This window comes from Rothia sp. HMSC065D02, assembly GCF_001815285.1.
Taxonomy (GTDB): domain Bacteria; phylum Actinomycetota; class Actinomycetes; order Actinomycetales; family Micrococcaceae; genus Rothia; species Rothia dentocariosa.
Genome location: NZ_KV820089.1, coordinates 22,980 through 46,649, shown reverse-complemented (window position 1 = coordinate 46,649; position 23,670 = coordinate 22,980). Strand labels below are relative to the sequence as shown.

Sequence of the window (23,670 nt, the reverse complement as noted above, 5' to 3'; positions counted from 1 at the left end):
GGTATGACTAAAGTATCTAAGTCTGTCACTAAGGCTGTTATTCCGGCGGCTGGTCTGGGGACCAGGTTCTTGCCCGCAACGAAGGCGACTCCTAAGGAAATGCTTCCGGTCGTTGATCGCCCTGCAATTCAGTACGTGGTAGAAGAGGCAATCCGCGCCGGCCTGAACGATGTTCTTATGATTACCGGCCGTAACAAGCGTGCGCTTGAAGACCATTTTGACCGTGTTCCGGTCCTAGAAAGTCAGCTGGCCGAGCAGGGTAAAGACGCCCTTCTGAAAGCTGTTGAAGCAACGAATGAGCTGGGTGAACTGCACTATGTGCGCCAGGGCGACCCTAAAGGTCTAGGCCATGCAGTTTTGCGCGGCAAGGTACATGTAGGGGATGAGCCCTTCGCGGTTCTGCTGGGCGATGATCTGATCGACGAAAAAGAGGATTTGCTCTCGCAGATGGTCGAGGTTCAGCAGGCTACCGGCGGTTCCGTGATCGCGCTTATGGAGGTTCCCCGCGAGTCTATCTCAGCCTACGGTGCCGCTGCTATCGAGGCGGTTGAAGGCCAGGACGGCTACGTGAAGGTCACCGGTCTTGTTGAGAAGCCCGCCCCCGAGGAAGCACCCTCCAACTATGCGGTGATTGGTCGCTACGTGCTCAGCTCGAAGGTATTCGAGGTGCTGGAAAACACGGCTCCGGGCCGCGGCAACGAAATTCAGCTGACCGATGCACTGCAGACTTTGGCAGTCGGCACCGGCGAAGGTGAGGGCGTATACGGTGTGGTCTTCAAGGGGCGCCGCTTCGATACGGGGGATAAGCTCTCGTATCTGAAGGCAAACGTTATTCTTGCTTCCGAACGCGAAGATCTCGGCCCTGAACTTCGTGAATGGCTGAAAGAATTTGCCGATAAGAACTGCTAATCACTCTTTGCATAATCTCTAGTCCTATCAGGGGCGATAGTTCGGTTTTATGACCTGCTGTCGCCCCTGATTCATTTACGTAATGTTCGACTGTGTTCGATAGTATTTATACATGCACGGGAAATGTGCTGAGCGCATATTTTCTAGAAGAGCCCTGAATAATCCAGGTTTCTTTGGTATATTTTCGCACGGTATACGTAGATGAATGCGAACACTGTCCTGTACTAGGTAAGATGAAAAGTCCTAGGTTTTATAAATGTTAGCTTGAAGGGATAGATACACATGACGATTTTGAGCACGTCGGGTGTTCTCGTAGTTTTAGCGGTCGTCATGCTGTTGTGGTTTATACCGCGGAATATGCGTCGTGCATCCGCCGCAGACACCCCCGAACAGACGGTTGTAAACCCGCATTCCATGACTGATGATGTTCTGACCTCGCATTCCATTCTTTTTTCTGAGGAGTCCGCAGTGCCCGGTTCTGACCCCAAGAAATCCAACGCCGCGAGCGGAAACGTACCCCCGCTCAGTGAAGAAGAGACGAGCGCCGCGCTCTCCGATCTGCGCGAAGCCTCGCCGGTCGAGCCTTTTACCAGCCCTGTGCCCGTTTTAGAACAGAAACCTTGGTTGCCGGAACGCCTGCATCGCTTAGGAACCCTGCGCCTGACCCTGCTCGGTATCGGCGCGTTGGTGGCACTTATTCTGATTTTCTCGCTGATTCTCTCCCTCATGGGGTGGCTGCCGTGGAGCGCCCCCACGGTTTCCTTCGTTGCGCTCGCGGGGATCGGTGGTGCCCTCTACTACCTGGGGCAGCCCAAGGATGGGCACGAAGAACCTGATGCGGCGTACCCCGAAACCTCCGGGCATAATGCGCTGCCCATCGAGGATGAGGCTGCCGAAGAGGAATTCGCGCAGGATGAGGCACACGAGCTAGACGCCGAGGAACCTGAAGAAACCTCACCGAGTCGTTCTTCCAAGGCCAGCAGGTGGGGCTCGCTGCGCTGGAACTCGGGGCGTGCATCCCGCAAATCTACGCTGGAGGAAGAGTCTTCAGAACAGGGTGTTCCCTCAGACCACGCGCCACAGATCGGTGCCGATGAATTCGCAGCAGAGCCTCACGAGCTGAGCGAAGAGCCGGTGCACGAGGAATACGTCGAATACGCTGAATCGTACTCAGCTGAGGACGCGCAGCAGCACTTTTCCGGTACTTCGCACGCCCGCAGGCTTCCGGCGCAGCTACACCCTAAGTACCCTTCTCAGCAGGCTGCCGAACCCGTTCTGTACGACGAGGAGCAGGGTGCAGGCCACGAAGCTTCATACGAGCAAGCTCCTTCCGCACACGCGTTTATAGCATCGGAGGAGGCTCCCGCACAGGATGTTTTTGTGCAGCCCAAGAACCTGCACCGCGCGCCCGCACCCCAGCCCGAAGCGCAGCGGCACGAAACCCGTTTTGTCGGCTCTTCATCTGCTCAGGGGCAGACCCCGCGCCGTCCGGCACGCATTCCAGGAACGCATCTGCGCCCGCTGGAACGCACGAGTGAACTTTTCGATCAGGAAGTTCAGACCACTCCAACCGGGCAAATCCCGGTGACTCCCGCACCCGGAAATACTGCGGATGCTCCGCAACGCGAAGGTGCTGTGCCTAGGAACGGATTCTTAGGATCAGCTCCCGCGAATACAAACCAGACTCAGGGTCATTCCGCGCCCTCCGGTATGAGCAATACTTCTGCTCAGGATGCGGCGTTTGGCTCCGGCATGCAGGATCGTGCGGACAACTCTGCACATTCCGCGCCGTATCGTGGTGCCGTGCATAATCCATACTTCACACAGACGCAGAATACCGCGCAAAATCCGTATGCTGCGCCAGCTCAGGGCTACGGTACGCACCAGGGCCAGGGTGTGGGGCAGCATCAGGGTATGCAGCAAAACCAAAACGCAGGCCAGAACCGGCAGGCGGCTCAGACAGGCTTAGGACAGCAGAGTCTCGGCGAGCAGCAGGGATACGGTCAGCGCAACTTTGCACCACAAAACCAGAAGCACCAGACCTCCACGGCTCAGCATACGAGCGCTCAGAATTCCGGGCCTGGATTTGCGCCTTCGCGCTCTGTAGCGGAGGAGAAGAATCTTCCTCCTGCAGGGTTCACCCCGCAGGGAGCCATCCGCCCCATGAACCAGGAACCTCCGCAGTCGCAGCGTCCGATGGGAACCACCACAGGCTCAGGTGCGCAGAATACACGCTTCCAGCAGGGACCGGCGACCGGTTCTGTTCCGGTAGGAGGCGGGTCTGGGTTTACGAATACGAGCCAATTCGATGTTCCGGTTCCGCTTGATCTCGACGATTCTGAGTTCGAGCCTCTCGATATTATTCCGGTCGTGGACGAACCCAGCGAGCGCTCGGGCTCCTCCTCGAACGCATCCGCGTCCTATAAGCGGGGGAACATGCCGGGGACGGGAGCATCTTTCACCGGGGTATCACAGAAAACATGGACCCCTACGCAGCTTCCGAAGCCGCTGAGCTCTTTGCATCAGAAGAAGCCCAATGGAAGTGATGGCAGCCCGAATAACGGAGAGCAGAAGTAACGGTTCGCTGGATCTCTAGATTAATTTCTTCACCAGAGTAAAAAGGCTCCCCATACATCTGGGGAGCCTTTTTACGTGCCTTGGGAAAAGAATGAAGCGAGTAATTCAGTAAGGATGCGCGCATAGGAAAAGGAGGAGGTTCCAGATGGAACCTCCTCCTTCGCATCACACACAGGAAGAAAAGTCTTCAAAACCGTATCTAGGAGGCCTTCCCACAAGGCGTATCCTATTTGGTAATAAAAATATAACCTAATTTTGAGGTGTCTGCCAACTGCAAATCCCGGAAAAATAGCGACACTCCGTCAGTATATTTAGGATTGCCTAACCGAAAACCCCGTGTTTACGGGGATAGACCCCAAATAATAGGGTGCAGAAAAAAATTTAAATTTTTTTGATTGCAGGATAATGTGCACTACGCAGAACCTCAGAGCAACATATGTACACCCTTAGCTGATGAGTATCATACCCAAAACATGAGAGAATGAGGGGGTGAAAGAATGGTTTGCGGCTCTGCCTCTCGAACTTGCCGTCGTCATCATGTGGGGCATCGGTATTTTGCGCACCAGCATCGTCTACGCCCTGGGCTACCTTGCCGCCACGGGAAGCGCGCGCCTAGAGCGCATCCGTAACGCCATGCAGACCCCGCTCTACACACGAGCTACCGCCATGATCAACCGGTGGGGAGCCTACGCCGTGCCGCTGTGTTTTCTGACGGTCGGACTGCAGACCGCCGTCATCATTACCACGGGGTTCACGAAAATGCCGATGCGCCGCTGGCTGCCCGGCATGCTTCTGGGCACCCTGATATGGGCGATTATCTACGTCACTATCGGGTTTGCCCTCCTTGCAGCCTTCGGATTTGAGCCGTGGATGGTGCCACTCATCTTTGTCGCGCTTATTCTGATCAGCGTGACAGCCTCAAAGATTCGCACCTATATTGCTGATAAGCGGCAGTCTTAGCCCGTTTTAACCTATATTCCACGGATACACCCCGCGTACCCGTCCACTGTGCTAGCGTGGTGGCATGAGTGAAAACAGCACCAACGCACGGGCAGAGGAAGAAGCAAGAACCGACGAGCTTCCGCACCATATCGCAAATCTTCTCTACACTCCGCAGGCACTACCCGCCCAGGTGCTTGAACGCTCTGAGCTGCGCATTGCCTATGTGCCGGGAATTATGCCCGGAAAATGGTTCACCCGCTGGCATGAGCGCTACGGCGACCGCGCGCCCCTAGCTGAAATTCCGGTGGGGGAGGGTCTGGGAATTCAGGCTCTCACCACAGATCTTTCCACCTCCCAAAGTGCAGAACCGCTTGCACACATGGCGATTGTGCGCCCCAACCACGAACCGCGCAGCAGAGACACAGACGAGTACCACAGCATCAGGCTGTATGAGGAAATACCCGTGCTGATCATGCCCAGCGACCACGTGCTCACAGTGCTTGACGAGGTGAGCTTTGAAGACCTCGCCGAAGAATTTCTGCTTCACGACCCCGACGATTACCCCGCCTGGGCTGAAGCCTCCAGCACATGGCGCGCCAAAAACCCAAGGTTCCTGCCCGAATTTACCGGCGATCGTGAGGCTCTTGAACTCGTTGCCGCAGGAATTGGCCTGTACATTGCCCCCATGTCCGTGGCGCGATTCTACCATCGCAAAGACCTTACCTATCGCCCGATGCGCGGCCTTGAACCCTACCCGGTGACCCTCACCTGGAGGCGCGCACCGGCGGAGCACTCGCGCCCCGAAAGAGAAGAAACTCTGATCCAGGACTTTATCGGTATTGTGCGCGGGCGCACCGCATCCAGCGAGCGAGGAAGTGAGACGAAACAGAGCCGCGCTAAGCGCATTGCCGATGAGAAAGCAAAGACGAAAGCGAAAAACCGTGCCGCCAATGCCCGCCGTGAGGCTCGTGATCGGAAGAAATCGAACGCCAAAAAGAGCGGAAACCTCCGAGAACATGCCCGTCACAACGCTCAAGCTGCCCGTGCGCGGCGTGCAGGAAAGAAACGCTAAAGCGGTAAACTTAACATCATGGCATTGGTAATGGAAACCCGTCCCGCAGCCTACGCGGTCATCATCGAGCAGGGCAAACTGCTCATGACCCGCTGGGTGCCCGAGGACCGCGCCCAAAGTCCGCTCTGGTCGCTGCCCGGCGGAGGCATGGAACCGGGCGAGCAGGCCGACGAAACCGCCCTGCGAGAAACCCTCGAAGAAACCGGGTACAGCGTTGCCATCGAAGATATTTTGGGCGTGCACGCCGGGCATTTTCCCGCACGTAACGGGCTCTCCGACAGCACGCTGCCGTTCTGCGCCCTGCGCATCGTCTACCGCGCCCACGTGGTCACCGGCGAGCTGCGCGCCGAAGAGAACGGTTCTTCCGACAGCGCCTGCTGGGTACCTATCGCTGAACTCGATACCCTGCGCTACGGCACCCTCATCGACGAGGTCGCATCCATGATGGGCTTTCAAAATGCCGCCGCTTGGTCGCGCGAATACCAAGAATTTCTTGCCGACGAGAACGCGAGGAAAATCTAGTGCAGTACCCAAACCGCCCCGCACCTACCCGCCGCACCATGATAAGCGTCTTAGCCCTAGCTCCGCTTCTTGCCGCTTGCTCGTCAGAGGACGATAAACCGAAAGTTGATCCTTCAGCATCAAGCTACGGAACCCTGCGCGTGGGCATCGGTGCCCTGCGCGAGATGCGGGCGGTCGCATACCTGTACGCTCAGGCGCTTCGCAACGTGGGATATAACGTTGAAGTTGTCACCAACGAAGACAGCCGCAGCAAATTTCTGGATGCGCTCAAACAGACCGAAGCGAACACCCCCGAACCAGACACGCTTGACCTTGTCATCGACTACAGCGGCGATTTGCTTCTGCACCTTACGAATGACGGCAAACTTAGCCCCGCACAAATTCAGGCGGAACGCCAGGCCGCTAGTGCCAGCGCATCCGCGGCGAGCGCCGGGGTCACACTACCGCCCACCCCCACCAACACGCCTTCGCATGATGCGTCCGCCTCCGAAGGCGCAACCGCAAGCCCCAGCGGAGCCATTAACGCGCGCGCACTGAATATTACCGATACCGTTGCCGCTATTAACCGTGTGCTTCCCGAACACCTGGAACTTCTAGACGTTGCTAATGCCCAAAACCGCGATGTTCTCGTAACCACTCGCCAAAATGAAGTGCAGCATAAACTTCGCAGTCTCGCCAACCTTGCGGATGTAAAAGCTACCCTGAGTTTTGCTCTTACCAGCGGATACACCAGCAGCAACTACGGCGTTGCAAGCCTCAAAACTGTCTACAAATACACGGTCGAAAACCCTATTCTCAACGAAAATTCGGCAGAACGCGTGAGTATGCTCAGCAAAGACACCGCGCAGGTGGTCCTTTTGCACAGCGCAGACCCGGCGATTGAGGATAACCGCTTCACAACTCTCGAAGACCCACAGACTACGCAGCTGAACCAACAACTTCTTCCGATTGCACGTCGTAACCTGCCAGATAGTGCACGCGAAGCTATAAACCGCGTATCATCTACATTAGATACGGGAAACCTATCGTTCTTGCTTCGTCTTACGAGCGGTACCAACCCCATCGCTGACGACGAGGCCGCGAAATTCTTATTAGAGCATCCAAGGAAGTAATGTAACTATGACGAAGTACCGTCAGTCCTCAAAGCTGAACAACGTCCTCTACGATATTCGCGGACCTATTCTCGAAGAAGCCAACCGCATGGAAGCGCTTGGCCACCGCATCCTCAAACTCAATATTGGTAACCCCGCCCCCTTCGGATTTGAAGCGCCGGATGCGATCATGATGGATATCATCCGCCACCTGCCCGTCACGCAGGGGTACTCTGATTCCCACGGCCTGTACTCTGCGCGCACCGCCATTGTGCAGTACTACCAGAATCGCGGGATTCTTGACCTTGACACCAACGACATATATCTGGGCAACGGCGTTTCGGAACTGATTCCTATGACCTTGCAGGCGCTATGCGAACCGGGCGACGAGATTCTGGTTCCGATGCCCGACTACCCGCTGTGGACCGCCTCCACCACGCTCGCAGGCGGCAACCCTGTGCATTACCTGTGCGACGAAGAGAACAACTGGTACCCGGATATTGAAGACATCAAGTCGAAGATTACCGAGCGCACCAGGGGCATTGTGATTATTAACCCCAACAATCCCACCGGTGCCGTGTACTCCCGCGAGATTCTGCAGCAGATTGCTGATGTGGCGCGCGAGCATGAGCTCGTGGTCTTTGCCGACGAAATCTATGAGAAGATCACCTACGAAGGCGCCGAGGCTATCAACATGGCCACCATCACCGGTGATGATGTGCTTTGCATGACCTTCTCGGGGCTTTCCAAAGCATACCGCGTATGCGGCTACCGCGCCGGGTGGCTCGCCATTACCGGGCCAAAAGAGGACGCTAAAAACTATATCGAGGGTATTACCCTACTCGCGTCGATGCGCTTGTGCTCTAATGTGCCCGCCCAGCATGCAATTCAGACCGCACTCGGCGGCTACCAGTCCATTGACGAACTTGTTGCCCCCGGCGGGCGTCTCTATGAGCAGCGCACCCTGGCGTATCGTATGCTCAACGAAATCGACGGTATTACCTGTGAACAGGCCGATGGCGCGCTCTACCTGTTCCCCAAAATTGATACCGAAAAGTTCAACATTAAGAGCGACGAACAGTTCATGCTTGACCTGCTCAAAGATCAGAAGATTCTCTTCAGCCACGGCAGCGCCTTTAACTGGCACAAGCCCGACCACTTCCGCCTGGTTTTCCTGCCAGATGTGCAGACCCTCAAGAGTGCGCTTGAGCGGCTGGGTAACTTCATGGCGGATTACAAACAAAAGAATTAGCGGGGTTTGCTAGGCGGTTTCCCGCGCTAGTTCACACCCACTCCTATTGCTCTTGATGCGTTATCAAGCGGATTTTCTCACGCCTGGTAACGCATCAAGAGCTTTTTACGCCTTAGTCTTCGGACTCGGAACCCTCAGACTCAGCTTCTTCATCCGTTGTATCTTGAGTGTTACGCACCGCGTGCAGGCGTTCTCGGGCACCCTCAAGCCAGGCTTCGCACCGAGAAGCTAACGCCTCACCGCGTTCCCACAGGGCTATCGAAGACTCCAAATTTGAGGTGCCAGATTCCAGCTGCCGCACCACATTCTCAAGCTCGGAGCGCGCCTGTTCATAGCTTAGGGTCTCGACGGGAGCGCCCAGCTCTTCCGTATGAAAACTAATATTCTCAGACAATGATGTACCTTCCACCAGAGAGCTATAGATCAAGATTTGAGTCGTATGTTTTGACCACGCTGACCTCGGCGCCGCCCACCGCCGCGCGCATTGTCAGCTTGTCATGGGCCGATAGAGTCGTGGCATCGCGTACCAGTTCACCATCGGCACGCTGCACAATCGTGTACCCGCGCTTGAGCGTTTCCATCGGCGAGAGTGCCCGCACCCGAGCAATCGTATGTGAAATTGCGTCCCGCTCGCGCGCCACACGGTACTCCACCGAACGGGCGGCTCGCTCCCGCAGCCGAAAAATATCCTCACTGCGCCACCCTAAATCCGTTTCCGGCTGGGTCAGCACCGGGCGCTCATGCAGCTGCCGAATATACTGCTCCTGATAGTTCAGGTAACCCAAAACCGCGCGGTCGGCACGCGCTCGCGCCTCACGAATAACCGCCAGTTCCTCGGCGACATCAGGCACAATACGCTTACCCGCATCGGTGGGGGTAGAGGCGCGAACGTCCGCGACGGCATCCAGAATCGGGCTGTCTGCCTCATGCCCAATTGCCGAAACAACCGGAGTCTGCGCCGCCGCCACGGCACGTACCAGAGCCTCATCAGAGAACGACAGCAGATCTTCAAACGAACCGCCGCCGCGGGCGATCACAACCACATCAACCTCAGGATGTGCATCCAGCTCGCTCAGCGCCGCCATGACCTCGCTCGCCGAGCCTTCGCCCTGGACCTTCACGTTCCGTACCTCAAACTGTACTCCGGGCCAGCGCAGCGAAGCATTGCGGATCACGTCTTTTTCAGCATCGGAATCACGCCCGGTAATCAGCCCCACACGATGCGGCAGCAACGGGAGCGGCTTCTTACGGGCATCCGCGAACAGCCCCTCAGCAGCCAGCTTTTCGCGCAGTATTTGCAGCTGTTCGTGCAGGTTACCCGTGCCCACCGCATAGATACGCCGCCCAATCAGCGAAAGCCGACCGTTCTTCCACAGGCTGGGTTTCGCTAAGGTCACCACCCGTGCGCCAACCTTCACATCCGAACCCAGGCCGCGCCCCGCCTGACCGAACAGGGCGAGCGTAAACGAAAAATCTTCCTGCAGATCCTTCAGCTCGATAAAGACGTTCCCGCCGCGCCCGTTAAGGGAAGCAACCTGCGCCTCAACCCACAGCTGCGGAACCTTATCGATATAGTTCTTCATATTCTGAGCCAAAAGCGCCAGAGGCCAAGGATTCTGCGGTGTAGTCTCCTGCGACTTTGCAGGAAGCTGCCGCTCAGCCGCAGGCGGCACAATCGGGGGAGCCGACTGCTGATATTCATGGTGCGCTGCCGAAAAATCAGTCATAACCCCATTCTCTCCTACAGTCTGCGATTTTGCCCATCTTTTGGTCATGCGCGTACTCTTCACGTCACAGTTTCCGCTGAGGGCACACTCATTCAACCTTTTCTGTCGAACCCGGTAATCTGTAACCTATGGGTGCACATGACGACCCCCAACCCCACGAACCCAAGCGCACGATCAAACTTGAGGTTCCAGAGGACTCACCAGACACCACCCGCGTATTGCCTGAACCTCCGCGCGATGACTACCGGGTTATCTCCAGCGAACCGCATGATCTTGAGGGTGCGGATGAAACCACCACGCTCTTATCTGCCCCCGAGATAAACCAGCAGACGCGAGTGCTCAATGAGTCCTCGGATGCGCCGCGCCCGCACAGCGAAACCCCGGAACCGACGGGTGCCCCCGTGGCGAACCTGGCGAATCAGAAACCGCAGCGACACGTGCTGGAGCCCACCAGCGTCTCAAAGCTGCGGTACGCTCTGGCGATTCTTGCTGCATCCTTGAGTATTCTGTGTGCTCTAACAGGTTCCGTTGCTAGTTGGGTCAATCAAAACCTCATCAGCCAATCCGGGTTCAACCAGCTCAGCACCCAGCTGGTGGAAGACCAAGACTTTCAAAAACGAATTGCCGATGCCGCCGTCACCGATGTTATGAACTCTGATGCGGTCAAACGAGTCTTCCCCGAATCCGGCAACAACTTTCTCACACAAATTCTGAGCACAAGCCGCGACGAGGTGAAAAAGCGCCTGAGCGAGAATGCACAGAGGCTCACCGGAACCTCCGAATACCGCACCATGTGGCGGCAGGTTGCGGCGGATACGCACACCTACAACCTGGCGCATCCTGATGATCCAGCAGCGCTCGACATCAGCGCCTTCTACCGCGAGCTTGATGCGCGTGTGGGCAGCATCGGCATCTACGACCCTGATATTTCATCTTGGGGAAAACACCTGATATCTATTGACCGTGATGGAAACCCCGTGCAGCATGCGGTGCAGCGGGCGCAGTGGGTTGGAAGTATGTCCGGGGCACTGATCGCAGCAAGTATTATCGGTCTAGCGATCGCCCTGATTCTGCTTCCGCGCGGACGCTTTGTGCTTCTGACCTGTGCGTTCTTGATTCTTGCGGCGGGTTTGTGGATTCTGAGCGCGGTCATGGCGCAGCAAACCCCGCAGACACTTGGGCTCAGTACCGACAGCACGGTGGGAACTGTTTTCTTGGACGGCCTAGTGAATACGGCGCGCCCCATGCTGACAGGTCATCTGAATTCGCTCGCAAGTTACAGTGCATGGGCAGCCGTGGTCTCGCTTCTGGGCGGTATTCTTGCCAAACTCATTGCGCTCACTGCGAGCGGCACCACAGTACGCACACACTAGAGGAACAAACAACGTAGGATAGTAGTCATGTCCACTGAAACCATTTCCCTCGGTCTGCCGCCGCTGCCGCGCACCCGCCGAAGCCGCGCCGATATTGAGGCTGCAACTCCCGTCACGAGTGCCAAAAAGGTGCTGCTGGCCACTCCACGCGGGTACTGCGCCGGCGTTGATCGTGCCGTGATCGCCGTTGAGAAAGCTCTCGAACACTACGGTGCCCCGGTGTACGTGCGTAAACAGATTGTGCACAACCGTCACGTGGTGGAAACCCTCGAACAGCAGGGTGCCATTTTTGTGGATGAAGTGGACGAAGTACCCGAAGGTTCCGTAACCGTTTTTTCGGCGCACGGAGTTTCTCCGGCGGTTGTATCTGCCGCGGGGGAGAGGCAGCTGAACACGATTGATGCGACCTGCCCGCTGGTGAATAAAGTGCACCGTGAGGCTGTTCGCTTCGCAAAACAGGACTACGATATTCTGCTCATCGGGCATACCGGGCACGAAGAAGTCGAAGGTACCGCCGGTGAAGCACCCGAACATATTCAGATCGTGAATTCGCCTGATGAAGTGGACTCGGTTACCGTGCGCGACCCCGAGAAGGTCGTGTGGATTTCACAGACCACCCTCTCCGTGGACGAAACCCTAGAAACCGTGGCGCGGCTGCGCGAACGGTTCCCCTCCCTTCAAGACCCGCCCTCAGACGATATTTGCTACGCAACCTCAAACCGTCAGGGCGCTATCAAAGAGATCGCCCCGCAGTCAGATTTAGTGATCGTGGTCGGGTCTGCGAACTCTTCAAACTCTGTGCGGCTTAAGGAAGTCGCGCTAGAGTACGGTGCCAAACGCGCCGAACGTGTGGACTTCGCGCATCAGGTGGATGAATCTTGGTTTGAGGGTGTGGCGACCGTGGGGCTGACTTCTGGCGCATCGGTGCCCGAGGTGCTGGTGCAGGAGGTACTGGCGCTGCTGGCTGAATATGGGTACGAGAACATCGAAGAGGTAGAAACCGCTAAGGAAGACATTCTCTTCTCCCTGCCCAAAGAGCTGCGCGCCGCCTTGAAAAACGACGAAAACACGGGCCGCCAGTTGGGAGGCCGCGGGGCAAAACCCACACGATAGTTCGCGCCTTACACGAACTTACGCTCCCGAATTAGCGGTACAACCGCAGGAAGCCCTAAAGCCAACCGTTATCGGCGGCTATACGTATTGCCTCCTGCCGGTTCGAGGCGTTAAGCTTCGCCATCGCAGAAGACAGATGATTACGCACCGTACCGGGGGAGAGGAACAGCTGCTCACCAATAGCGCGCGCCGTAGCACCATGACCGGCAACCCGCAGAATTTCGGTCTCACGATCGGTCAGCGGAGACTCCCCATACGCCAAAGACTCTGCCGCCAGCGCCGGATCCACCACATGCATACCCGCATGAACACGCCGAATGCCCTCCGCCAGCTGGGATGCGCTCGTATCCTTCACCATAAACCCGCTCGCCCCGGCGGCGAGAGCACGCCGCAGGTACCCCGGTCTGCCGAAGGTCGTCACAATGAGTGAACGTACCGGCTCGCCGGTGAGCGTCACCAGTTTCGCATCCCGAATCGCGGCCGCCACATCAATACCGCTGGAGAGCTCAGAACCGGGCATTTCGATATCGAGAAGCACCACATCCGGGTGATACCGGTTGATTGCCGGAAGAACCTCATCGCCGCCACCAACCTGCGCGACCACCTCAATATCGTGCTCAAGCCCCAACAGCGCGGCCAGCGCCTCACGCACAAGCTGCTGGTCATCGGCGAGCATAATCTTAATCATCTGTATCTCCCGAAGGCTCGATCTCGGCGGTATTACCGTCCATACTAACCCGAACCCGCGTACCCCGAACGTCCACTGCCCCAGAACCGGCAGGATGCGCCCGCAGCCAGTGCACCGGAGCATCCTCAACAATAAGGGTTCCACCCGCAGACTCCACACGACTCTTCATGCCCTTAATACCGCTTCCGGCAGCGTACTCGGCGGGAATACCCGCCCCATTATCAAGAATTTCAAGCCCGGTATTACTCAACCGCACCTCACAAAAACAGGCCTGCGAATGCCGCACAATATTCGTCACAGCCTCACGTAGTACCCACGAAAAAAGCGAAGAATTCACCCCAACCACTGAGAGAGCACGTTCTGCATCGGGCAATTTAGCGGCGATCGACGCTGTCTGCAAGGCGCGCGCCGACGCCTGAATTTCGCCCGAAAAATCCGGGATGCGCAGCCGCGTGACCGTCGAACGAACCTCCGCCAGCGAAGACCGAGAAAGCTGGGCAATCGCTTCAAGCTCCGCATCGGCACGGTCAGGGTCAGCATGCAGAAGTTTACGCGCCAAATCGGCCTTAAGTGTGATCACGGTCAGAGAATGCCCGAGCACGTCATGTACATCGCGGGCGATGCGCTCGCGCTCGCTGACCATGTCAAGCTTGGCCTGGGTTTTGTCGGCGTTTTTACTCAGCTGGATCAGGTAGGAGAACCCCATAATCCCAATCATAGGGAGTCCCAGTGAGAAGGTTAGGCGGGATTTCTCCGCAAAATCGATAGGGATTCCGTCAGAGAACATGTAAATTATCCAGCAAACTGCCGCAATAACGAAGGCGCCGCGAATTCGCGTGCTGTAGGGAATGTCCTCGGCGAAAGTCCACAGCGCCACAAAGTAGATGGTGAACCCGATGAGTACAGCTGCTGGCGGAATGGCAGCTATCAGCATTACGCCACATACGGGCACGAGGAGAAGAGCCGTCCAGAGAAGCAACCGCCTGAAATATGATGACGCCGGAAGAATCCAGGGAACCGTATACGCGGCAACATCTATGATCGAAAAAACGGCCATGCATATAATGACGTACACATGCTTCCACACCGGAGCATTAGGCTCTAAAAGGCCGTCGTAGATGTACCCCAGATATACGAGCCAGGGTGCGGAGAACCCCAGACTAATCCAGCTGATAGTACGGTTCTCGTGGGTTTTATCGCGCGGTTTTAGCGGTGTCATATGCTCCTCCTGGACTCTAGTATAAAGACGACTTCGTGTAGCGCAGAGGGCGCATCCGGCGGTGTGAATGCCGGATGCGCCCAAAACCTAGCAGCTGTTGTCGCGAAAGACCTAGCGCCGCGTGGTTCGCCGCATAAGGAGCATGGTCGCCAGAATGAACAGCGCGCCCCAGGCTGCGAAGCTGACAACGCCGTACCAGAGTGGTTCGATCATGTTCCAGTCGGGGCCGCTGCCGTTGATAATCGTGAGCCCTTGAGTGAAGGGATAGCGGGATATTTCGGCGGCACCGTACAGCGGAGTGAACCGGGCGTAGGGCATAAGGTCTTTGGTGAGCGGGGCAAAGAGCGTGCCGAAGAACGAGAACACCACCAGAACGCCGTTGGCGATACCCACTGCGCTTTCGCTGGGTACCAGAAGCCCGATGGCTAGCCCGAAGAACCCGAAGACCATAGCGCATAGTATGCTGAGCGCGGCGCAGGCGATCTGCTGATTCAGCGGCATATCGATTCCGGTAAGGCGTGCAGCAATGTTCACTGCTATGACGGGTACCGCCGCCATTACGAACGCCACACAGCATTTGGAGAACAGATATTTACCGGTATTCATGGGGGTGAGGGCTAGCTGCCTGCCCCATCCGGCCACGTTTTCGACCACGGTCAGGCCGCTGACCGATACGGTGCTGCTGATAGCGCCGTAGAGTGCCATGCCGATCATGACATAGGCGGAGGCGTTACCGTCTGCGACTTTGACCTTTGCGTAGTCCTGCAGAGCGCCGAAGAGCATATAGAGCCCCACCGGCAGGATGATCGTGTAAAACACGGAAGACGGCGACAATACCGACCGGCGAATTTCGTAGAGCGTGTAACGTAGCATGTCTAGGACTCCTTTGTGGCGCTAGATGCGGCTGATTCGGTGTCTGAGGTGAGGAGCATGAAGGATTCGTCCATGGATGGTTTGACGATTTCAAGGTCACTCACAATCTGTGTGTTGAGCAGAAGCCGCACGAAATCTTCGGCATCCGAGATGTTCAGTCGGTGGCGGTATTTGCCGTTTTCCTGGGTAATTTCGACCTGCTGATGCGGTAGATCGTCAAAGGTGAGGGGCGCATCCGCTAGGAAGCTCACGTGCCGGTACCCGGTAAGGTCACGGATTTCTTCGGACGTGCCATCGGCAATAATGGTGCCGTCGCGCATGAGCACAATGCGCTGCGCGAAGTTCTGAGCCTCTTCCAGGTAGTGGGTTGCGAAGATAATGGTTTTGCCGGTTTCGGCGAGTTTATCCATGCGTTCCCAGAAGGTGCGGCGGGCGGTAACGTCCATGCCGGTGGTGGGCTCATCCAGAATGAGGATATTGGGATCATGCATGGTGGCGATAGCGAACCGGATGCGCTGCTGCTGCCCGCCGGAGCATTTGCCGACTTTGCGATGCGCCAGCTCGGTCAGGTCTGCGCTGGCAAGCACCTCATCAATGTCGATGCGGGCGGGATAGAGCGTAGCAAGCATTTCGAGGGTTTGCCGCACGGTCAGGTCTTTGAGGAGCCCGCCGGTTTGCAGAACAGCCCCAATATCGCCGCGCTGCACCGCCTTTTTAGGGGAGATACCTTGTACGGTGAGGGTTCCTCGCGCCGGTTCGGTCAGCCCCAGAATCATATCAATGAGAGTGGTTTTGCCCGCCCCGTTGGGGCCGAGCAGGGCTATGATTTCGCCCTTGCTGATGGTGAGGTCGAGATTATCAACGGCAGTGAGGGTGCCGCCTGGAACCCGGAAAACCTGGGTCAGATTCTCTGCCTGAATAACTGTTGTCGTGTTCATACCTCTAGTACACCAGCTTGTACCGGGTGCTATAAGTGCGTGCTGTCATGACATACCTATGACAGGTGTCATGGTTTTTGGGGATGCGCCGCCTTGGCGGTGTTCTATTTTGCGAGTTATTGTGCATCAGGCGGTTATTTAAGTCGCCCAATACACAATAAACCCCAAAATAGCGGGGGGGGGGTATTCAGCGGGGAAGGAGCACGAACCTCACCCTTCGGCGCAGAGTAACCGCCCGCGCGGTAGAATGTTAATTGTCTGTGCCTGCGCCTGGTATCACTCGGGGTTGTGGGCGAATTATCGTCGTCATTATGAAGGATTTTCTGTGGCTCTGACTATCGGCATTGTCGGTCTTCCTAACGTGGGCAAGTCCACCCTGTTCAACGCGCTCACCCGCAACACGGTGTTGGCGGCTAACTACCCGTTCGCTACGATTGAGCCAAATATTGGTGTGGTGAACCTGCCGGATGCCCGTCTGAACCGTCTCGCCGAGATTTTCGGGTCTGAGCGTATTCTGCCCGCAACCGTCTCGTTCGTTGATATTGCGGGTATCGTGAAGGGTGCCTCTGAGGGTGAGGGGCTGGGGAATAAGTTCCTGGCGAATATTCGTGAGGCGCACGCGATCGCGCAGGTGGTGCGCGCGTTTGACGACCCGGACGTGATTCACGTGGACGGCAAGGTTGATCCTGCCTCTGACATGGAGACCATTAATACCGAGCTGATTCTGGCGGATTTGCAGACTTTGGAGAACGCGATTCCGCGCCTTGAGAAGGCCGTGAAGATTAAAAAGGGCGATGCCGCCCAGCTGGAGACTTACAAGCAGGCGCAGCAGATTCTTGAGGATGGGAACACGATTTTCTCGCGTGCGGCTGCCGAGAAGCTTGAGATGGCGCATTTGAAGGAGCTGAACCTGCTGACCGCTAAGCCTTTCATCTACGTGTTTAATGCGGATGAGGGCGTGCTGGCTTCTGAGGAGAAGCAGGCCCAGCTGCGTGAGCTGGTGGCCCCGGCGGAGGCTGTTTTCTTGGATGCGAAACTTGAGGCTGACATGGTGGAGCTTTCCGAGGAGGAGGCTCGCGAGATGCTGGAAATGAGCGGTCAGGACGAATCAGGGCTGGATAAGCTGGCTCGCGTGGGCTTCTCAACCCTGGGGCTACAGACCTATCTGACGGCTGGCCCGAAGGAATCGCGCGCCTGGACGATTTATAAGGGCGACACCGCACCGCAGGCAGCGGGCGTGATCCACTCCGATTTCGAGCGTGGCTTCATTAAGGCCGAGGTTGTTTCCTTCGATGACCTGGATGCGGCAGGCTCCATGAACGAAGCCAAGGCTCGCGGCAAAGTCCGCATGGAAGGCAAAGACTACATCATGGCAGACGGTGATGTGGTTGAGTTTAGGTTTAATGTGTAGGATAAAGAAAATGACAGTTAGGCAGATTGTGAGTATAAGACTATAGGGGGGATCAATACCATGGAAATGAAGAAAGTTACTCTCATAGATATGCAAAGACCAGCAGAACATGTAATAATGCCATCCCTTGAGGGACCTCCTGTCACCCCAAAACAACGAGTATATTGGTATGATCCAGCTGAATGGGAAGAATTTATACGGGAGTGGGTTACATCCTTAAAATACCAACAGATTAAGCGTATGGGTGGATCAAATGATCATGGTGTCGATGTAGCTGGCTTTAAAACTGATAGGGGTTTTGAAGGACCATGGGATTGTTATCAAGGAAAACATTACAACCGACCCTTGGAACCATCAGATGCTTTCTCGGAAATTCTAAAAGTATTTAGGGCCGTGCATGATGGATACTATACAATGCCACAGCGATATGCTTTCTTAGCTCCTAAAGGTTGCGGGCCATCTCTAAATAGGTTATTAAGTCAGCCCTCTAAGCTACGCACAAAATTTATAGATTGGGTAAACCAGAAAAAGGGATCTGCATCTGATTTGGAAGATATTAGAGATGATATTCTGAAGTTGGTAAGGGACACCGAATTTAATTGCTTTCAATCTGTTGAGCTCGAAGATATGATAAAAGATCATAGTAAAACCTCCTACCACGTTGCCCGTTTTGGAGGGCCATTACCTACACGTAAACCCTACGATGGTAATGTGCCTGAGGATGTCGAGACTCGTGAGGCCAGATATATTGATCAATTGATTGAAGTTTATCGAGAAAATAACCCTGATGAAAATCTATCACCAGATACCATTTCATCTCATAATGAGCATGGATCTCATTTTCGGAGACAGCGTGAGTCATTCTATTCTGCTGAAGCTTTGCGCTTATATGCTCGTGATTCAGTACCAGAAGGAACATTTGAGGACTTGCAAAATGATATATATTCTGGGGTTATTGAGATTGCAGAAGAAGTGCATCAAACTGGTAGGGAGCGTCTAACTGCTGTACTTACGGCTGCAGGAAAACTAGATCTCCAAGCTCATAAATTAATTTCTGTTTCAAGGATTGATGACCGTAAAGGTATATGCCACCAACTAGCTAATGAGGATAGACTTATTTGGGTGAAGAGGTAAATATGAGAAGTATATTAAATAGTCCGTTAGAACATGCAATTCGAGTTTTGATGATTCTTGTCGAGGTTTTTCCTGAAAAGCTTGACCTTAATCGTCTTGTTCTTTTTGATCATAGTCTATTGCACAGCTCTGATTTTGGAGGCCCAGATAGTCTACACCCACCAGTTCCTATCCGTGTAGGCGAGCTGGGGGTTAAGCGTCAATTAATTCAGGATGGTCTAGAGGTCCTAATACGTGCTGGATTGGCTCATATCGAATCACGAACCAGCGGACTATATTTCGGTGCAAGTGAAAGTGCGGAAGGGTTCGCTGGACTGTTAGAAACTCAATATGCACATGATCTGTCGGAGAGAGCTTCATGGGTTGTAGAATATTTTAAAGATATGGATGAGGAATCCATGCGAGAATCTGTCCAGAAGGCTCTTGGTCATTGGTCGGAAGAGCTAGAGAATGTGCAATTACAAGAAGATAGGAACATATAAATGTCACACATAATAATAAATCATTTAACGTTTATAGGAGAAAATGTAGAACCTGCCAGGGTGGAGTTTGGGAAAAACCTTACCCTCATACATGGTCCGTCAGATACTGGAAAATCTTTTATTGTTAATGCGCTTGATTTTATGATGGGAGCGAAAGAACTAAAAGATATCCCTGAGCGTAAAGGATATTCGACAGTTCTGCTTGGCATTGAAAGTCCTGAAGGATCCTGTATTACTCTATCTAGACTCACATCTGGCGGGAACTTTAATGTATATTATAAAGATATTCGACAGGGTCCTCTGCCTGTGCCAGATTCCTCATTTAGACCTAAGCACAACTCAAAAGATATCTCTAACATATCATATTTTCTTCTTAATAAAATTAATCTTATTGATAAAATGATTAGGATAAATAAATATGGTGAAACTAATGAGTTGAGTTTTCGTGATATTGCTCATCTTTGTATTATAGATGAGACTAGTATGCAGTCCGAAAAATCTCCTGTGACTACGGGACGAAATACTACAAGAACTAAAGAGATCTCGGTGTTGAAATTACTTCTTCAGGGAGAAGACGACTCGGGCATAGTCGCTGTGGTGCCTCCACGAGAAAGGTCTATAGTAAAGCGCGCACAACTTGAATTAATTGATAGTTTATCTAAAGATATTAAAGATAAATTATCTATTGTGCGAGGTGATGAAAATTTGAAAACTGAATTAGAGCAACTAAATACGTTGATTAATGAGCAGAGTTCTTCAATTTCTGATATTTTGGTAGAACGTAATAAAATTGTTGATAATGTATTACATATAAAAGAACAAATCATTTCGTCTAAAACTGAACTGAATGATATATTTACTCTTAAGTCTAGGTTTGGTATTCTTAAAAAACAATATATTTCAGACTTGTGCAGGTTGGAGACGATAAAAGAAGCTGGAACTCTTCTCGGATATTTTAAAGTAGATATATGTCCATTCTGTGGCGCAGAGCCAAAATATCAACATCACGATCTTGAGTGCAATAGTGGAGCCACCGCTCTTGCTGAAGCTGCTGATGCAGAGTTACAGAAAACTAAAAAACTCTTAAATGACCTCCTTGTGACGATTGGTGAATTGGAAAGGCGAGAGCAGATAATATTTGATAATAAAGAAGAACTTGAGAGAAATGTAGATAATTTAGAGGATCAAGTTAAAGTGCTTGAAGAAGATCTGATTCCTGCGAATAGTGGCCTTAAAAGCTTAATTGAAGCTCGTTCTGAGATTGAAAATATTATAGCTTTATCTAATCAGCTTGAAGAACTAGATTCAATGAAAACTGATATTGAAAATATCCATAAGAAAGAAAAAATATATAAATTTGAGGAAATAAGCCATAAGGTTATTCGTGAGTTTTCTGAAGAGTTGTCGAAACGGCTTCAAGATTGGGGGTATCAAGAAGCCCCGAATACTAGATACGATTTGTTAAAAAATGATATTTATGCTGGTGATCAATTTAGATCAGAACACGGAAAAGGTGTTCGGGCAATTCTGCATGCAGCTTTTACAGTAAGCTTAGCTCAATATTGCTTCAAACGGGGGCTACCGCATCCTGGTTTTGTTGTATTAGATTCACCAATTGTTACTTACCGACCACCAGAAAATCCTAGTGTCGCAAAAGTTGATAGGGATCTTCCTTCTAATATTGTGGAGAATTTTTATGAGAATCTTCAGAGTAATTTTGATGGACAGGTTATTATTGTAGAAAATATAGATCCTGTTCAACCCCTGCATGAAGGATCAAAAGATCTTACTTTTACCAAAGGAGCTTATGGCCGTTATGGTTTCTTTCCACACCCCACTGATGGATTTGAGGATTTGTTAGACTAATACGGGTTTGAGTACTGATGTGAATAGCATCTAGGTTTACCTCATACATACCCACACCCCAGCTAATATAGGCTTATGGGTAAAAGAATCTTACACATCGTGACGAATGTGGGTCAGTACGATAATGGTGACCCGACGGGGCTGGGGCTTTCTGGGCTGACGACCGCTTGGGATAGGTTTGAACGGGAGGGCTGCGAGCAGGACGTCGCCAGTCCACGCGGGGGAGACGTCCCCTTAGACCCTCGATCGCTGAAATTCCCATTTCGCAATGAGAGCGCAAAATCCTGGCTGAATAACCCGGAACGCATGATGCTCCTGAAAAACACCCCTCCTATCCGATCTATAGACCCGAACACTTACGATGCTATATGCCTAGCCGGTGGGCATGGTGCTATGTTCGACTTCACGCATAACTCCGAGCTGCACAACCTCATCGCCAGCGTATACGAGCGGGGCGCGATCGTCGCATCCGTGGGGCACGGGTACTGTGGAATCCTCAATGTACGCCTGAGCGACGGAAGCTATCTGGTGAACGGAAAAATACTGACCGGACCCTCCTGGAGGGAAGAAAAACTCGCTTTAGTGTCGCAAAAGGTACCCTACAACGCTGAAGAGCTAGCCAAAGAACGCGGGGCAGACTACATTCGCTGGAAGAGGCCTTACAGGAGCTCAGCGGCAGCGACTAATGGACTAGTTACGGGGCATAACAACTCCTCATCAGGTAATCTTGTCGCGTTCTCTGTGTGTGATGAACTCGCTCGGCTTGACCTTCTCAAGGGTAAAGGCTCGGAGCCTCTGTAACTAGTTTTAACGTGCTCGATCCCGGTACAGTTATCGCGAACCGTACCGGGATCGAGCTTTGCTTCTTTCGTATTGCCCGGTGCCGGGAGCACCGGGCGCACAGGGGAGAGGACTAGTCCTCAACACCAACCATGACGTTGGATGCTTTGATAATAGCGGTAGCGGGCTTGCCAACCTGCAGACCCAGCTCCTCAATAGCGGCGTTGGTAATCGAGGAAGAAACAATCAGACCGGGGGCGACCTCAATCTTTACGATGCCGTTGGTAGCGCCTTCGGTAATCTCAACAATGGTGCCAGCGAGCTGGTTACGGGCAGAAAGCTTCATGCTCGGTTCCTTTCAGAGTAAACGAATATCCCCTATATGTTACATGTCTTAGTTTGTGCAAGCATCTTCCTGTGCGGGTAGTAACTCTCAAACCCCAGGGCTTACGCTAATTCCTGCGATGCGAAGCCGGGGTAATACCTAGATAGGCCTAACTCAAGCACATATATTTCATAAATAAAATATTCAATATTTCTTATTATAAGAAGTTTAGAGAAAGAGTTATTTTAGTTTTATAATACCTATCTATTCTTGACTGTGTAATATATTCACTTATTTACACCCTGTTATAAAAAATATTTGCAAAATCTGGAAAATTCCTGACAATACACATGGGCTTATGCGACGGTTAAAACACCAGCTGATATTTATCAGGAGAAAGGATGCGAATTATGACTACCACGAAGGTACCTGTATATGTATCCCTGGCTGTTGCTGGCATTATGGCTTTGAGCGCCTGTGGTTCAAATAGCTCTAATGATGCTTCGAATTCTTCCCCATCGTCTTCATCATCAACAACAGCCTCCAAGACAGCTAGCGCCGGTGGATCCGGCACTGTGAATAGTGGCGGTGGAACTTCCGCAAACTCAGGTTCAGGCGCTAATGGCGGCGCAGCAAATTCTGGTGCTGAAGGCGGCACTGGGGCGGATCAAAACTCCGGCACTGGCGCACAGAGCGGCAGTGTAACCGGCGCCGATACCAACGGCGGAGCACAAGCGAACCAGGGCGCTGAAGCCCAAGGCGGTGCTCAGCAGCAACAGGCCGATCCTGGAGGGGCGAATGCTGCGAATGATGAACACAATGTCACGAAAAACCCCAACGCATTGACCCCTGGCGAATACGTAATCCACCGCGAAGCTTCCTGGGACTACGTTGATACCACGGGTTCTCGGTATCATGTCGACGGCGACGGTGGCTGGACGAGCGTTGGGGAAGACGGTACCAGTACCGTTGCGGCGGATGGTTCTTGGACTAAGAACTATGCCGACGGGCACACGGTAGCCCGGGTAGAGGCTGACGGAACCTACCGGGTTACCTATGACGGTCAGCTTTCCCCCGAGATACCCAGCAATGCTGTCCCGGTGTCTCCTGGAAAACTCCCCGACCCGAAGGCGGTCCCGGCAGTAAACCCGGTACAGCCCACTAAGCCGGGCATGTAATAACCAGCAGAGACACTTTCGCAAAGTGCTTTGCGCGAAACGGGTGCGCATCCTCAATACCTGAGGATGCGCACCCTATTGTGTGCACGGCGTACACCCGCTGAAATTTGGGGGCTAACGTCGTCGGAGGTTACGGTCTGGGGTGAACGTCAAAAAATTCTATACCGGTGGAAGCCGCCGTCTTGCGAAATATGTGAG

At 53.6% G+C, this 23,670-nt stretch carries 22 protein-coding genes; 15 read left to right on the top strand and 7 right to left on the bottom strand.

Annotated features, from left to right (window positions below):
- Positions 1-3: 3 nt before the first annotated feature.
- The 7 genes from galU (at position 4) to HMPREF3016_RS04270 (ending at position 8,365) form a co-directional block, all read left to right on the top strand.
- A complete protein-coding gene (galU, locus tag HMPREF3016_RS04300) occupies positions 4-909 on the top strand; it encodes a UTP--glucose-1-phosphate uridylyltransferase GalU (protein ID WP_004005193.1) in 906 nt (301 codons plus the stop codon).
- Positions 910-1,191: 282 nt separating this feature from the next.
- Entirely contained in the window at positions 1,192-3,486 is a 2,295-nt protein-coding gene (locus HMPREF3016_RS04295) for a hypothetical protein (RefSeq protein WP_070740475.1), read from the top strand.
- A gap of 489 nt (positions 3,487-3,975) precedes the next feature.
- Positions 3,976-4,446: a DedA family protein gene (locus tag HMPREF3016_RS04290; RefSeq protein ID WP_070521066.1), complete on the top strand. Its 471-nt coding sequence runs from the start codon at positions 3,976-3,978 to the stop codon at positions 4,444-4,446.
- 64 nt (positions 4,447-4,510) lie between these two features.
- The gene (locus HMPREF3016_RS04285) at positions 4,511-5,500 is read left to right on the top strand and encodes a LysR substrate-binding domain-containing protein (protein ID WP_070740472.1); all 990 of its coding nucleotides are present in this window, start codon (positions 4,511-4,513) and stop codon (positions 5,498-5,500) included.
- An 18-nt stretch (positions 5,501-5,518) separates the two neighbouring features.
- A complete protein-coding gene (locus HMPREF3016_RS04280; RefSeq protein ID WP_172461376.1) occupies positions 5,519-6,022 on the top strand; it encodes an NUDIX hydrolase in 504 nt (167 codons plus the stop codon).
- Complete coding sequence (locus tag HMPREF3016_RS04275) at positions 6,022-7,134, top strand: glycine betaine ABC transporter substrate-binding protein (protein ID WP_246828457.1); 1,113 nt, start codon at positions 6,022-6,024, stop codon at positions 7,132-7,134. Before HMPREF3016_RS04280 ends, HMPREF3016_RS04275 begins: the two co-directional genes overlap by 1 nt.
- A 7-nt stretch (positions 7,135-7,141) precedes the next feature.
- Positions 7,142-8,365 carry a pyridoxal phosphate-dependent aminotransferase gene (locus tag HMPREF3016_RS04270; protein ID WP_070536787.1) on the top strand — a complete coding sequence of 408 codons (1,224 nt, stop codon included), beginning with the start codon at positions 7,142-7,144 and terminating at the stop codon, positions 8,363-8,365.
- Positions 8,366-8,477: 112 nt separating this feature from the next.
- Here the strand turns inward: HMPREF3016_RS04270 and HMPREF3016_RS04265 are convergent, their stop codons facing one another.
- Both HMPREF3016_RS04265 and xseA read right to left on the bottom strand, forming a co-directional pair.
- Positions 8,478-8,759 carry an exodeoxyribonuclease VII small subunit gene (locus HMPREF3016_RS04265; protein ID WP_048751915.1) on the bottom strand — a complete coding sequence of 94 codons (282 nt, stop codon included), beginning with the start codon at positions 8,757-8,759 and terminating at the stop codon, positions 8,478-8,480.
- Positions 8,760-8,781: 22 nt separating this feature from the next.
- A complete protein-coding gene (xseA, locus tag HMPREF3016_RS04260) occupies positions 8,782-10,092 on the bottom strand; it encodes an exodeoxyribonuclease VII large subunit (RefSeq protein WP_070740469.1) in 1,311 nt (436 codons plus the stop codon).
- Between the two features lie 128 nt (positions 10,093-10,220).
- Between xseA and HMPREF3016_RS04255 the strand changes: the two genes are divergently transcribed.
- Both HMPREF3016_RS04255 and HMPREF3016_RS04250 read left to right on the top strand, forming a co-directional pair.
- A complete protein-coding gene (locus HMPREF3016_RS04255; protein ID WP_070740466.1) occupies positions 10,221-11,465 on the top strand; it encodes an MFS transporter in 1,245 nt (414 codons plus the stop codon).
- A 27-nt stretch (positions 11,466-11,492) separates the two neighbouring features.
- Positions 11,493-12,578, top strand: coding sequence for a 4-hydroxy-3-methylbut-2-enyl diphosphate reductase (locus HMPREF3016_RS04250; protein ID WP_004005183.1), 1,086 nt, complete (start codon positions 11,493-11,495; stop codon positions 12,576-12,578).
- Between the two features lie 55 nt (positions 12,579-12,633).
- Here the strand turns inward: HMPREF3016_RS04250 and HMPREF3016_RS04245 are convergent, their stop codons facing one another.
- The 4 genes from HMPREF3016_RS04245 to HMPREF3016_RS04230 all read right to left on the bottom strand — a co-directional run bounded on the left by HMPREF3016_RS04245 (position 12,634) and on the right by HMPREF3016_RS04230 (position 16,296).
- Complete coding sequence (locus HMPREF3016_RS04245) at positions 12,634-13,266, bottom strand: response regulator transcription factor (protein ID WP_070740463.1); 633 nt, start codon at positions 13,264-13,266, stop codon at positions 12,634-12,636.
- Positions 13,259-14,485: a sensor histidine kinase gene (locus HMPREF3016_RS04240; protein WP_070740459.1), complete on the bottom strand. Its 1,227-nt coding sequence runs from the start codon at positions 14,483-14,485 to the stop codon at positions 13,259-13,261. The genes HMPREF3016_RS04245 and HMPREF3016_RS04240 overlap by 8 nt, the downstream gene beginning before the upstream one ends.
- Positions 14,486-14,596: 111 nt before the next feature.
- Entirely contained in the window at positions 14,597-15,358 is a 762-nt protein-coding gene (locus tag HMPREF3016_RS04235; RefSeq protein WP_013397541.1) for an ABC transporter permease, read from the bottom strand.
- Positions 15,359-15,360: 2 nt separating this feature from the next.
- Complete coding sequence (locus HMPREF3016_RS04230; RefSeq protein WP_070740456.1) at positions 15,361-16,296, bottom strand: ABC transporter ATP-binding protein; 936 nt, start codon at positions 16,294-16,296, stop codon at positions 15,361-15,363.
- Between the two features lie 325 nt (positions 16,297-16,621).
- Between HMPREF3016_RS04230 and ychF the strand changes: the two genes are divergently transcribed.
- The 5 genes from ychF (at position 16,622) to HMPREF3016_RS04205 (ending at position 21,990) form a co-directional block, all read left to right on the top strand.
- On the top strand, positions 16,622-17,707 hold the full coding sequence (ychF, locus tag HMPREF3016_RS04225; protein WP_070618568.1) for a redox-regulated ATPase YchF: 1,086 nt from the start codon (positions 16,622-16,624) through the stop codon (positions 17,705-17,707).
- Between the two features lie 60 nt (positions 17,708-17,767).
- Entirely contained in the window at positions 17,768-18,841 is a 1,074-nt protein-coding gene (locus HMPREF3016_RS10945) for an ABC-three component system protein (protein ID WP_141757702.1), read from the top strand.
- Entirely contained in the window at positions 18,826-19,323 is a 498-nt protein-coding gene (locus HMPREF3016_RS04215; RefSeq protein WP_141757701.1) for an ABC-three component system middle component 2, read from the top strand. Before HMPREF3016_RS10945 ends, HMPREF3016_RS04215 begins: the two co-directional genes overlap by 16 nt.
- Positions 19,324-21,189, top strand: coding sequence for an SMC family protein (locus HMPREF3016_RS04210; protein WP_070740445.1), 1,866 nt, complete (start codon positions 19,324-19,326; stop codon positions 21,187-21,189). It begins immediately after the preceding gene.
- Between the two features lie 75 nt (positions 21,190-21,264).
- Entirely contained in the window at positions 21,265-21,990 is a 726-nt protein-coding gene (locus HMPREF3016_RS04205; RefSeq protein WP_070740443.1) for a type 1 glutamine amidotransferase domain-containing protein, read from the top strand.
- A 112-nt stretch (positions 21,991-22,102) separates the two neighbouring features.
- On the opposite strand, the gene HMPREF3016_RS04200 is transcribed toward HMPREF3016_RS04205, so the two are convergent.
- Positions 22,103-22,315 carry a TOBE domain-containing protein gene (locus HMPREF3016_RS04200; protein ID WP_070740440.1) on the bottom strand — a complete coding sequence of 71 codons (213 nt, stop codon included), beginning with the start codon at positions 22,313-22,315 and terminating at the stop codon, positions 22,103-22,105.
- Positions 22,316-22,704: 389 nt separating this feature from the next.
- Between HMPREF3016_RS04200 and HMPREF3016_RS04195 the strand changes: the two genes are divergently transcribed.
- Complete coding sequence (locus tag HMPREF3016_RS04195; RefSeq protein ID WP_246828456.1) at positions 22,705-23,472, top strand: protein RtoA (Ratio-A); 768 nt, start codon at positions 22,705-22,707, stop codon at positions 23,470-23,472.
- Positions 23,473-23,670 lie beyond the last annotated feature (198 nt).

Coding starts and splice junctions, on each gene's coding strand:
- galU (WP_004005193.1), top strand. CDS start 4: ATGACTAAAGTATCTAAGTCTGTCACTAAGGCTGTTATTCCGGCGGCT.
- HMPREF3016_RS04295 (WP_070740475.1), top strand. CDS start 1,192: ATGACGATTTTGAGCACGTCGGGTGTTCTCGTAGTTTTAGCGGTCGTC.
- HMPREF3016_RS04285 (WP_070740472.1), top strand. CDS start 4,511: ATGAGTGAAAACAGCACCAACGCACGGGCAGAGGAAGAAGCAAGAACC.
- HMPREF3016_RS04280 (WP_172461376.1), top strand. CDS start 5,519: ATGGCATTGGTAATGGAAACCCGTCCCGCAGCCTACGCGGTCATCATC.
- HMPREF3016_RS04270 (WP_070536787.1), top strand. CDS start 7,142: ATGACGAAGTACCGTCAGTCCTCAAAGCTGAACAACGTCCTCTACGAT.
- xseA (WP_070740469.1), bottom strand. CDS start 10,092: ATGACTGATTTTTCGGCAGCGCACCATGAATATCAGCAGTCGGCTCCC.
- HMPREF3016_RS04255 (WP_070740466.1), top strand. CDS start 10,221: ATGGGTGCACATGACGACCCCCAACCCCACGAACCCAAGCGCACGATC.
- HMPREF3016_RS04250 (WP_004005183.1), top strand. CDS start 11,493: ATGTCCACTGAAACCATTTCCCTCGGTCTGCCGCCGCTGCCGCGCACC.
- HMPREF3016_RS04245 (WP_070740463.1), bottom strand. CDS start 13,266: ATGATTAAGATTATGCTCGCCGATGACCAGCAGCTTGTGCGTGAGGCG.
- HMPREF3016_RS04240 (WP_070740459.1), bottom strand. CDS start 14,485: ATGACACCGCTAAAACCGCGCGATAAAACCCACGAGAACCGTACTATC.
- HMPREF3016_RS04235 (WP_013397541.1), bottom strand. CDS start 15,358: ATGCTACGTTACACGCTCTACGAAATTCGCCGGTCGGTATTGTCGCCG.
- HMPREF3016_RS04230 (WP_070740456.1), bottom strand. CDS start 16,296: ATGAACACGACAACAGTTATTCAGGCAGAGAATCTGACCCAGGTTTTC.
- HMPREF3016_RS10945 (WP_141757702.1), top strand. CDS start 17,768: ATGGAAATGAAGAAAGTTACTCTCATAGATATGCAAAGACCAGCAGAA.
- HMPREF3016_RS04210 (WP_070740445.1), top strand. CDS start 19,324: ATGTCACACATAATAATAAATCATTTAACGTTTATAGGAGAAAATGTA.
- HMPREF3016_RS04205 (WP_070740443.1), top strand. CDS start 21,265: ATGGGTAAAAGAATCTTACACATCGTGACGAATGTGGGTCAGTACGAT.
- HMPREF3016_RS04200 (WP_070740440.1), bottom strand. CDS start 22,315: ATGAAGCTTTCTGCCCGTAACCAGCTCGCTGGCACCATTGTTGAGATT.
- HMPREF3016_RS04195 (WP_246828456.1), top strand. CDS start 22,705: ATGACTACCACGAAGGTACCTGTATATGTATCCCTGGCTGTTGCTGGC.